9 protein-coding genes and 1 tRNA gene are annotated in these 9,703 nt (G+C 59.2%); 4 read left to right on the top strand and 6 right to left on the bottom strand.

Annotation, left to right across the window (positions count from 1 at the left end):
* Nucleotides 1-1,527 (top strand): carboxy terminal-processing peptidase (locus BLX41_RS24490; protein ID WP_259745144.1); only part of this gene is annotated, 1,527 nt, incomplete at its 5' end.
* Between the two features lie 135 nt (nt 1,528-1,662).
* Complete coding sequence (locus BLX41_RS24485; RefSeq protein ID WP_123726962.1) at nt 1,663-3,495, top strand: bifunctional diguanylate cyclase/phosphodiesterase; 1,833 nt, start codon at nt 1,663-1,665, stop codon at nt 3,493-3,495.
* Here the strand turns inward: BLX41_RS24485 and BLX41_RS24480 are convergent.
* The 5 genes from BLX41_RS24480 to BLX41_RS24460 all read right to left on the bottom strand — a co-directional run bounded on the left by BLX41_RS24480 (nt 3,440) and on the right by BLX41_RS24460 (nt 6,147).
* On the bottom strand, nt 3,440-3,862 hold the full coding sequence (locus BLX41_RS24480) for an SEL1-like repeat protein (protein WP_123726961.1): 423 nt from the start codon (nt 3,860-3,862) through the stop codon (nt 3,440-3,442). The two genes, BLX41_RS24485 and BLX41_RS24480, sit on opposite strands and share 56 nt — an antisense overlap.
* Nucleotides 3,863-4,234: a hypothetical protein gene (locus BLX41_RS24475; RefSeq protein ID WP_003179080.1), complete on the bottom strand. Its 372-nt coding sequence runs from the start codon at nt 4,232-4,234 to the stop codon at nt 3,863-3,865.
* The gene (locus BLX41_RS24470) at nt 4,231-4,572 is read right to left on the bottom strand and encodes a helix-turn-helix domain-containing protein (RefSeq protein WP_123726960.1); all 342 of its coding nucleotides are present in this window, start codon (nt 4,570-4,572) and stop codon (nt 4,231-4,233) included. The genes BLX41_RS24475 and BLX41_RS24470 overlap by 4 nt, the downstream gene beginning before the upstream one ends.
* 114 nt (nt 4,573-4,686) lie before the next feature.
* Nucleotides 4,687-5,142 (bottom strand): YkvA family protein, encoded by a 456-nt coding sequence (locus tag BLX41_RS24465; RefSeq protein WP_123726959.1) that lies wholly within the window; start codon nt 5,140-5,142, stop codon nt 4,687-4,689.
* Nucleotides 5,143-5,433: 291 nt separating this feature from the next.
* Entirely contained in the window at nt 5,434-6,147 is a 714-nt protein-coding gene (locus BLX41_RS24460; RefSeq protein ID WP_123726958.1) for a BamJ family beta-barrel-assembly machinery protein, read from the bottom strand.
* Between the two features lie 267 nt (nt 6,148-6,414).
* On the opposite strand from BLX41_RS24460, the gene BLX41_RS24455 reads away from it, so the two are divergent.
* On the top strand, nt 6,415-8,223 hold the full coding sequence (locus BLX41_RS24455) for a di-heme-cytochrome C peroxidase (RefSeq protein ID WP_123726957.1): 1,809 nt from the start codon (nt 6,415-6,417) through the stop codon (nt 8,221-8,223).
* Nucleotides 8,220-9,389, top strand: coding sequence for a catalase family protein (locus tag BLX41_RS24450; protein ID WP_123726956.1), 1,170 nt, complete (start codon nt 8,220-8,222; stop codon nt 9,387-9,389). Before BLX41_RS24455 ends, BLX41_RS24450 begins: the two co-directional genes overlap by 4 nt.
* Before the next feature lie 140 nt (nt 9,390-9,529).
* Here the strand turns inward: BLX41_RS24450 and BLX41_RS24445 are convergent.
* Nucleotides 9,530-9,606, bottom strand: a tRNA-Asp gene (locus tag BLX41_RS24445).
* Nucleotides 9,607-9,703: the final 97 nt, after the last annotated feature.

The raw sequence follows: 9,703 nt of genomic DNA, 5'->3' as shown, positions 1-9,703 counted from the left end.
AAGCAGATTCAAGAGACGCTGACCAAGCGCTACAAGAATCAGCTGGCGCGCCTGGACCAGACCCGGGCCGAGGATATTTTCCAGGCTTATATCAATACCTTCGCCATGTCCTACGATCCGCACACCAATTATCTGTCACCGGATAACGCGGAAAACTTCGACATCAACATGAGCCTGTCGCTGGAAGGCATCGGCGCCGTACTGCAGAGCGACAACGATCAGGTCAAGGTCGTGCGCCTGGTACCGGCAGGCCCGGCAGACAAGACCAAACAGGTAGCTCCCGCAGACAAGATCATCGGTGTTGCCCAGGGCAACAAGGAAATGGTCGACGTAGTGGGCTGGCGCCTGGACGAAGTGGTCAAGCTGATCCGTGGTCCGAAAGGCACCCTGGTACGCCTGGAAGTGATTCCGGCCAGCAATGCGCCAAACGACCAGACCAGCAAGATCGTGCCCATCACCCGCGAAGCGGTGAAGCTCGAAGACCAGGCGGTGAAGAAGTCGATCCTCAACCTCAAGCAGGATGGCAAGGACTACAAGCTCGGGGTGATCGAGATCCCGGCCTTCTACCTGGACTTCAAGGCCTTCCGTGCTGGCGATCCGGACTACAAGAGCACCACCCGTGACGTGAAGAAACTGCTAACCGAGTTGCAGAAAGACAAGGTCGACGGTGTGGTCATCGACCTGCGCAACAACGGCGGCGGCTCTCTCCAGGAAGCCACAGAACTGACCAGTCTGTTCATCGACAAGGGGCCGACCGTACTGGTACGCAACGCCGACGGTCGCGTGGATGTGCTGGAAGATGAAAACCCCGGCGCCTTCTACAAAGGCCCGATGGCACTACTGGTCAACCGTCTCTCGGCCTCGGCCTCGGAGATCTTCGCCGGCGCCATGCAGGACTACCACCGGGCGCTGATCATCGGTGGCCAGACCTTCGGTAAAGGTACAGTGCAAACCATTCAGCCACTGAACCATGGCGAGCTGAAACTGACCCTGGCCAAGTTCTACAGGGTTTCCGGCCAGAGCACCCAGCATCAGGGCGTTCTTCCGGATATCGGTTACCCGTCGATCATCGACACCAAGGAAATCGGCGAAAGCGCACTGCCTGAAGCCATGCCATGGGACACCATTCGCCCGGCCATCAAGCCGGCAGTGGATCCATTCAAGCCGTTCCTGGCCCAACTCAAGGCCGAGCATGAAAGCCGTTCGGCGAAAGATCCGGAGTTCGTGTTCATCCGCGACAAGCTGGCCCTGGCACAGAAGCTGATGGCGGAAAAAACCGTCAGCCTCAACGAAGCGGATCGTCGGGCACAGCATGCCGATATCGAAGCCAAGCAACTGGCGCTGGAAAATGCTCGCCGCAAGGCCAAGGGTGAAGAACCGCTCAAAGAGCTGAAGAAAGAAGACGAAGATGCACTGGCTGCTGCCGAGCCGGACAAGACCAAGCCAGAAGACGACGCCTATCTGAGCGAAACAGGGCGCATTCTGCTGGACTATCTGAAGCTAAACACCTCGGTGGCCAAGCACTGAAGATGATGGCAATTTAATTCGATCGCTCCTCGGATCGTCATTAAACAGTCATCATTCTGTCGTGAAATAAAGGACCGGGCGCCGCTCTTGAATCAGGAGCGGTACCCGGTCCTTATTTTATCGACAGAGATCGCCATGACCACGACCGAACAGCTCAGTGCATTGAGTTCAATCCTGGCTCAAAGCGGTTTGCACAGCCTGTTCCAACCGATCATTTCTCTCTCGCAGCGACGCATTCTCGGATACGAAGCCTTGAGCCGCGGTCCCTCCAACAGCCCTCTGCACTCCCCGGTCGCCCTGTTTGCTGTGGCCCGCCAGGCCGGACGCCTGAGTGAACTGGAGATCGCTTGCCGCCACAGCGCCTGCAAACGTTTCAGCGAACAGCAGTTACCCGGCAAATTGTTCCTCAACGTATCTCCGGAATCCCTGCTGGAGGCGACCCACCAACCCGGCCGCACCCTGCAACTGCTGCAGGACTTTGGCATTCCTCCGAGCCAGGTGGTAATCGAACTCACCGAACAGACCCCCATCGACGACTTTCAGCTATTGCACAATGCCCTGCATCACTACCGGGACATGGGGTTTTCCATTGCCCTGGATGACCTCGGCGCCGGTTACTCCAGCCTGCGCCTGTGGTCCGAGCTGCGACCGGACTATGTAAAGATCGACCGGCACTTTATCGATGGCATCCATCAGGACGCCCTAAAGCGCGAATTCGTCGGTTCGATCCTGCAGATTGCCAAGGCATCCCGCGCCCAGGTGATCGCCGAAGGGATCGAGATGCTCGAGGAACTGGCGGTGCTCAGTGAAATGGGTGTCGATCTGGTCCAGGGCTACTTGCTGTGCCGGCCTCAGGAACAACCGCCCCGGGATGCCCGGGCAATGATGCCCAAGCATGACCACACCAGCGTGACACTCAACGATGAAGGCAGTGACCTCAGCGCGCTGCTCAACGAACAGCCCGCCGTGGCCCGTAACACACCGACAGCCACCGTGCTGGAAGCCTTTCGACGGCAAGCCAACCTCAACTCTCTGGCGGTCCTCGACGAACAGGGCCACCCCTGCGGGATCGTCCACCGACATTCGCTTTCGGATGCCCTGCTCAAGCCATTCGCTACCGATCTTTTTGCCCGCAAACCCATCAGCCGTCTGATGAATGACGACTTCCTCGCCGTCGAACTCAGCCAGTCTCTGCAACAGGTGAGCCGCCTGATCACCAGTCGCGCCCGGCAACGCATCGAGGAGGACTTCATCATCACCCTGAACGGGCACTACCTGGGGCTGGGACGGGTAATCGATGTGCTCAAACTGATCACCGAATTGAAAATCCAGCAAGCGCGCTATGCCAATCCCCTGACCCTGCTACCGGGCAATGTGCCTATCCAGCAATGCCTGACCCGCCTGCTGCAGCAAGGGCGCGAGTCAGTGATCTGTTACGTGGACATCGATAGCTTCAAGCCCTTCAACGATATCTACGGCTATGGCCGTGGCGATGAAGTGCTGCTATGCCTGGCCCAATGCCTGAATGATCGGGTCGATCCAAGTCGTGACTTCGTCGGGCATATTGGCGGGGATGATTTCTTGCTGGTGCTCGGACCTGAAGACTGGCACAGGCGCCTGAACCAGTTGCTGGACGACTTTCACAGTCAGTGCCGGCGCTTCTACCGCAGCGAACACCTGGAGGCTGGCTGCTTTGTCGCCCCCAACCGTCAAGGAGTACGTCAGGAGTTCCCCCTGCTGTCACTGTCCATCGGCGTCGTGCACTTGTATCCACAGGCCTGTGGACAACTGGACTCCAGCCAATTGGCAGAACTGGCCTCCCAGGCCAAGCATCATGCCAAGAATGTTCAGGGCTACAGCATCCACGTGATCGACAGCCTGGAAGCTGCAGCCCGCTTGGGAAAAGAGGCGCTCAACGAGCCGATGCGGGATCGGGATGCGAAGACTGATTCAGCTGCGTCAGCTTGAGCTCCGCCAGGGGATGCCCGGCCTTGGCCGAGAGTGTCCACCAACGGCTCGCCTCAGCGGCATCAGGAGCCTTGCTGGCGGAGCCGGCGAGGCTGATTACCCCCAGTTGATAGGCGGCTTTACCGTCACCGGCCAAAGCCGCCAGGCGCAGCAGGCGAATGCCCTCCTCCCGTGCCCCAAGCCCCTGCCCACGAAAGGTCAGGATGTGTCCGTAGAAACTTTGCGCATCGACATCCCCCAGATTGGCCATGCGTGCGAATTGCCCCTCCATCCAGCGCCAACTGCGGGGTTCGCGGATAAACCACGGCCAATGAAACAACCGGCGCGCCAGCCAATAGCTGAGTCGCGCCTTGAGTCGCCAGAACATTCAAGCCTCCGCTGATTCGGGATATTCGTACTCAAACACGCGCACCACTTCCGAAGCGTGCCATGAAGCAGCGGCCACGCCATCGGATGGCCCGGAAAAACGTCCCAAGCGCTCCACACACTCAAAGAATCCGGTACGAGGCAAACGGCTGGCCCCTTGGCTGATCACCAATGAGCTGCGCAATGGCTGTTCGGCCCGGGCATCCAGGGCCGCCAGATGCTCCAGCGCGGCCGTCAAGGTTTGCATGGCCGGGCTAGGCAGCTGCAATCGCTCCAGCAATGCCCGGTAGGTTAAAAGATGGCGTTGGCGACGGGCTTGATCCAGCTCACCCAACAGCCCATCCCAGTGCTGACGACTGATCCTTACACTCACGATTGCTCCCTCCACCCCGGCACCGTCAATTCCCAGGCCAAGCTGCGGCGAATCGCAGCGTCGGGTTGACGCTCGCCACTTTCAATAAGGGCCAGGTAAGACGGACTGATACCTACTTTGCGGGCCAGCGCCTCGATGGCGATGCCCTTCCCTTCGCGCAGATTGCGTAATTGATCCAGGCCCGGAAGACTCTGGGCTGGTGGTGCCGCCTGAGAGGTTGCAGCGGCGTGCGGTAGTTGTTCGGTGAGACCTGCGGCTGTCAATAAAGCTTGATACTGAGCCCACGGCAGAACCGCATATTCGGGCTCGCCATCGCGTTCAATAATCTGAATATCCATTACTACCCCGTAGGACAACGACTCTTACCGAGTCGGACTTTTCCCTTGAAGTGTAATCCTAACAGCGGCGGCGGTCGCGGGGAGCATGATTGTTGAGGGAGCGAGTCAATCGCCTCAGTTTTTCCGTGGCCCTTCCAGTTGCAACTGTTCCGGTGTATCCGGCAGACGCTCGACCACAGCTAGTTTTTCCGGCATCTGGCGATTACGCCAGGAGCGGAAGGCGCCTAGTTCGTCATCCAGGGTCTTCATCAACCACGCCAGCACGGCGATGTCGTCAAGCATGCCCAATACCGGGATGAAATCGGGAATCGCGTCCACCGGGCTGAGGAAATACATCAACCCCGCCACCACCGATAGCAAAGCCTTGGGGCTCACGGCCCGATACTCCCCTCGCCAGTAAGCCAGGCACAGCGCCTGGAGCAGGCGCAGGTCCTCCTTGACCTTGCCCAGGCGACCACCCTGGCTAGCCCCCTTGCTGGCCACGGCGAACAATAGCGTCGGTAAACGGCCACGGCTCAGCAACCGACCAGCCAGGGGCAGGAAGCGGGCAAAACTCCAGGGTGCTTTCATCATCACTCCACTGAAATGTTATCCACACAAATTGTGGATAACCTTGTGAACAGAGCTATTTTTCACCGCTGAAAGCCCCGTTTCATAAGGGCTTAGCTCAGATCGGGCGTTTTTTACTCACATAAAAAAACCCATAATTTCATTGACTTGGCTGCCTTCACAGACTACCCACCGCTGATACCCAGTTCTGACCGCTTACGATGGCGCCGGTTCGGAATATTTACCAGTAGCGTCCCGTAGAAACGACAACGCCCCGTAAGAACGGGGCGTTGCTTCAGGCGCTGAGACAGGTTACTTGGCGGCGTCCTGCTTGGCTGGATCCTTGATACCCAACAGCTCCAGCTCGAATACCAGAACCGAGTTGGCCGGGATCGACGGGCTTGGGCTTTGCGCGCCGTAGGCCAGGTCGCTAGGGATGTACAGCTTGTACTTTTCACCAACGTGCATCAGTTGCAGACCTTCAACCCAACCTGGGATGACGCCGCTGACCGGCAGATCGATCGGGCTGCCACGCTCCACCGAGCTGTCGAATACAGTGCCGTTGGTCAAAGTACCGGTGTAGTGAACCGTGACCACGTCAGTCGGCTTGGGCTGAGGACCATCCGCCTTCTTCAGCACTTCGTACTGCAGGCCGGAAGCGGTAGTTGTCACGCCGGTTTTCTTACCGTTTTCCTCGAGGAATTTCTTTCCGGCAGCCGCCGACTCTTCGCTCATCTTGGCCATGCGCTCTTCAGCACGCTTTTGCAGCGCGGCGAAGGCTTCAACCAGCTCTTCATCCTTCAGCTTCTGTTCTTTCTTGCCGACGGCATCTTCGATGCCCTGGGCTACCGCTTTGGAATCCAGGTCATCCATGCCTTCCTGGGCGAGACTCTTGCCCATGTTCAGGCCGATACCATAGGAAGCTTTTTGCGCCGGGGTTTTCAGCTCTACGCTGGTCTGCGAATCACAACCCGCAAGTACCAGGCTAACCAGGGCCACCGCCGCCGCCAACCGATGCTGTTTCATGCTATTTCCTTGTTCATGCGCCTAAAGGGCAATCGAATAAAGCCGCGAGCTTATCAGGCGACCACGACCAATGGCTACCGGCGTAAGAGTAGTAAATGTCCGATAAGTTCACGTCTTTAAACACGTTTTGTGCTTTGGGGAACGCCCGCTCAGGCGGCCCCGTGAGGCGCCGGAACGAGCGCAAATAACCATAGCGCAAGTAATGGCTACTTGCCGCGCCTAAGACGCTCAGGCATAAGGAAAGCAAATTCGACAAGGACGTACATCTTGCGCCTCATCTACCGTGTATTGCTGTTGATTGCCGTGTTGATCGGCATAATCCTGGCCGTAGTCCTGTACTACATCGCCAACCCCAAGCTTCCCGACTACGTGCCCGTCGAGCAGGTGCACTATCTGGACCAGTGGGATGCCGCCGACCGCCAGACCTACTATTTCACCCCCCAAGGCACTCAGGTCAAAGGCCTGCGCTATGAATGGTTCGCAGCCTTGGAACTGCCCTTCTCCAAGCAGTCCTTTGCGGCGCCGGAGTACCTGGCACGCTTCGGGTTCCTGGTTCAGCCCGGACAGAAAGCCACCGCGCAGAATCCTGGAAACCTGCCAGTAGGGTTCGCCCGCCACCAGAACCCAGGCAGCCCGGAACAGTATCTGGACATCACCTGCGCCGCCTGCCACACCGGGGAGCTGCGCTTCAACCATCAGGCACTGCGGATCGATGGCGGGTCGGCGCAACACGTCCTGCCCTCAAGCGTGCCAACCCTGCGCGGGGGCAGTTTCGGCCAAGCACTGGTAGCCAGCCTGGCCGCAACCTATTACAACCCATGGAAGTTCGAACGTTTCGCCCGCAAAGTGCTGGGCGCAGACTATGACGCGCAACATGAACAACTGCGCAAGGACTTCAAGGTCTCGCTGGACACCTTCCTCCAAGTAGCGTGGAACGATACCCATCGAGGTCTCTACCCCACCGAGGAAGGCCCGGGTCGTACCGATGCCTTCGGCCGCATAGCCAACGCCAGTTTCGGCGATGCCATTTCTGCGCAGAACTATCGGATCGCCAACGCCCCGGTGGATTACCCGCAACTGTGGGACATCTGGACCTTCGATTGGGTGCAGTGGAACGGTTCGGCGCAGCAACCCATGGCCCGCAACATCGGCGAAGCCCTGGGAGTCGGTGCCACCCTCAATCTGTTCGACAGCGACGGCCAGCCCCTCACCGGCGATGCCCGCTACCCGTCCAGCGTTCGGGTTCGCGACCTCAACCATATAGAAGAAACTTTGCAACGTCTGAAGCCTCCCACTTGGCCGGAGACACTGCTGGGCACTGTCGATAAACCTCTGGCCGCCAAGGGCCGCAGTCTGTTCGCCAGCCACTGTTCCGGTTGTCACCTACCAACCGTGAGCGAGAGCAATGGCCGCCCGGTGCAGCAACTGAAGATGCTCCCGGTCTCGGTGATTGGCACCGACCCGAACTCCGCCAGTAATATCGCCGACCTGCGCTATGACCTCAGTGCCCTGCAATGGGATATCGCCGAACTGGCCAAGTCCAACGTCGAACTGCACCCGACGCCCACTGAACCATTGGACCTGCGCCAACTCTCGGCCGCCAAGGGCCTGGCCTACATCACCGCCTTCGTCGAGGAACGTGCCTACCGCGATGCCAAGGTCACCCCCGAGGAACGGCCACGCCTGGATGGCTATGGCCTGCCGATCGGCGTGCGGGAGCTACGTGCCTACAAGGCTCGGCCACTGGCTGGGGTCTGGGCGACACCGCCTTATCTGCACAACGGCTCGGTACCCAACCTGTATCAACTGCTTTCACCGCAATCCGAACGCTCTACCACCTTCTATCGAGGCACCTTCGAATACGATCCCAAGCACCTGGGCTATCGCCCGGAAGCCTTCAAGAACGGCTTTGAATTCGATACCCGCATCAGCGGCAACCACAACAGCGGCCACGAATTCCGTGCCGGCCAGCGTGGCAACGGCGTCATCGGCCCTCTGCTGCAACCCGAAGAGCGCTGGGCGCTGCTGGAATACTTGAAAGTGCTGGGCGGACCTCTGGAGTCACAGCTGCCATGAAACTCGATCTCGCAAGAAAACGACCGTCCCTGCTGGGCAGGCTCTGGCTACGCCTCGGTGCGCTGCTGGGCAAGACGCTGTTACTGCTGGCGGTCATCGGCCTGCTGGCCTGGGCGCTGTCCAGCGCCTGGTTCGCCTGGCAACACCGTGGCCCGGTGGCGGTGCAGGAGCAGATTCCCGCCGATGAAGCCGCACGCACCCAGGACATCATCCAGACCGCCGTACGCATCGTCGACCAGCATCGCGAAGGCACGCGCTACCTGCGCGATGCCCATGCCAAGGCTCATGGCTGCGTGAAAGCCGAGGTCCAGGTGCTCAAGGACCTGAATTCGGAACTGCGCCAGGGTGTATTCGCCAACCCCGGCCAGACCTGGCAAGCGACCGTGCGTTTGTCAAACGGCAATGCCTATCCGCAGTTCGACAGCATTCGCGATGCCCGCGGCATGGCGATCAAACTGCTGGATGTTCCTGGGCAACAGCTGATCCCCGCGGAGTCGGCGCGACGCGAGCAGGACTTCGTGATGTTCAATCATCCGAACTTCTTCGTCAGCGATGTGGCGGAGTATCAACAGAACATTGCCGCCCAGGCGGATGGCAAGAAAGTCGGCGCCTTCTTCCCAGCCTGGGATCCTCGCAGTTGGCAGATCCGCCATCTGTTCATCGCCCTGGCAACGCTGTCGCCAGCACCGACCAGCCCGACCCAAGCCACCTACTTTTCGGTCTCGCCCTACAAGTTCGGTAACGCCAACGCCAAGTTCCGGGTCATGCCGGACCCGGACAACTGCCCGGCCTACAGCTTGCCAGCGCAGAACCAGGACCTGCCCAACTTCCTGCGCAGCGCACTGACCCAGCAGCTCTCCACCGATCGGATGCCAGCCTGCTTCGTGCTGCAGATCCAGCGCCAGGATCCGAGCCGGTTCATGCCGATCGAAGACACCAGTATCGAGTGGAAAGAAAGCGACGCACCGTTTGAAACCGTGGCCCGATTGACGATCCCCGCCCAGGACTTCGACACTCCGGCGCAAAACCTGGCCTGCGACAATCAATCCTTCAATCCCTGGTTCGGCATTGAGGCCCATCGCCCTATCGGTGGTATCAACCGCTTGCGCAAAGCGGTGTACGAAGCTGTCAGTGACTACCGGCACAGCCGGAACGCCGAGCAGTAGGCCTGAAAATAAGAAAAGCGGCCTGCGGGCCGCTTTTTTAGGTGCCGGATTTGCCCAAAGCCAAATCCCGGACAGAAAAAAGCCCGCGTTAGCGGGCTTTCCGTGATGACCTGGCGTTCAGTGTTCCAGGTTATCGAATATGGCGCAGCGGACGGGACTCGAACCCGCGACCCCCGGCGTGACAGGCCGGTATTCTAACCGACTGAACTACCGCTGCGTATCGCTTGGACTTGCGTCCATGTGAACCGTTTAAATCGTCTGACTAAAAAGCTTTCAAACTTTTCAATCTCAAACCAGGCAAGCCTGATCTGGAA

Source organism: Pseudomonas protegens, assembly GCF_003732485.1.
GTDB lineage: Bacteria > Pseudomonadota > Gammaproteobacteria > Pseudomonadales > Pseudomonadaceae > Aquipseudomonas > Aquipseudomonas protegens_B.
Note: the sequence above shows the minus strand (reverse complement) of the source record. Positions and strands in the feature narration are given on the sequence as shown.

Excerpts from the sequence above, each read along its gene's own strand:
- BLX41_RS24485 (WP_123726962.1), top strand. The coding sequence starts at position 1,663 with ATGACCACGACCGAACAGCTCAGTGCATTGAGTTCAATCCTGGCTCAA.
- BLX41_RS24480 (WP_123726961.1), bottom strand. The coding sequence starts at position 3,862 with ATGTTCTGGCGACTCAAGGCGCGACTCAGCTATTGGCTGGCGCGCCGG.
- BLX41_RS24470 (WP_123726960.1), bottom strand. The coding sequence starts at position 4,572 with ATGGATATTCAGATTATTGAACGCGATGGCGAGCCCGAATATGCGGTT.
- BLX41_RS24465 (WP_123726959.1), bottom strand. The coding sequence starts at position 5,142 with ATGAAAGCACCCTGGAGTTTTGCCCGCTTCCTGCCCCTGGCTGGTCGG.
- BLX41_RS24460 (WP_123726958.1), bottom strand. The coding sequence starts at position 6,147 with ATGAAACAGCATCGGTTGGCGGCGGCGGTGGCCCTGGTTAGCCTGGTA.
- BLX41_RS24450 (WP_123726956.1), top strand. The coding sequence starts at position 8,220 with ATGAAACTCGATCTCGCAAGAAAACGACCGTCCCTGCTGGGCAGGCTC.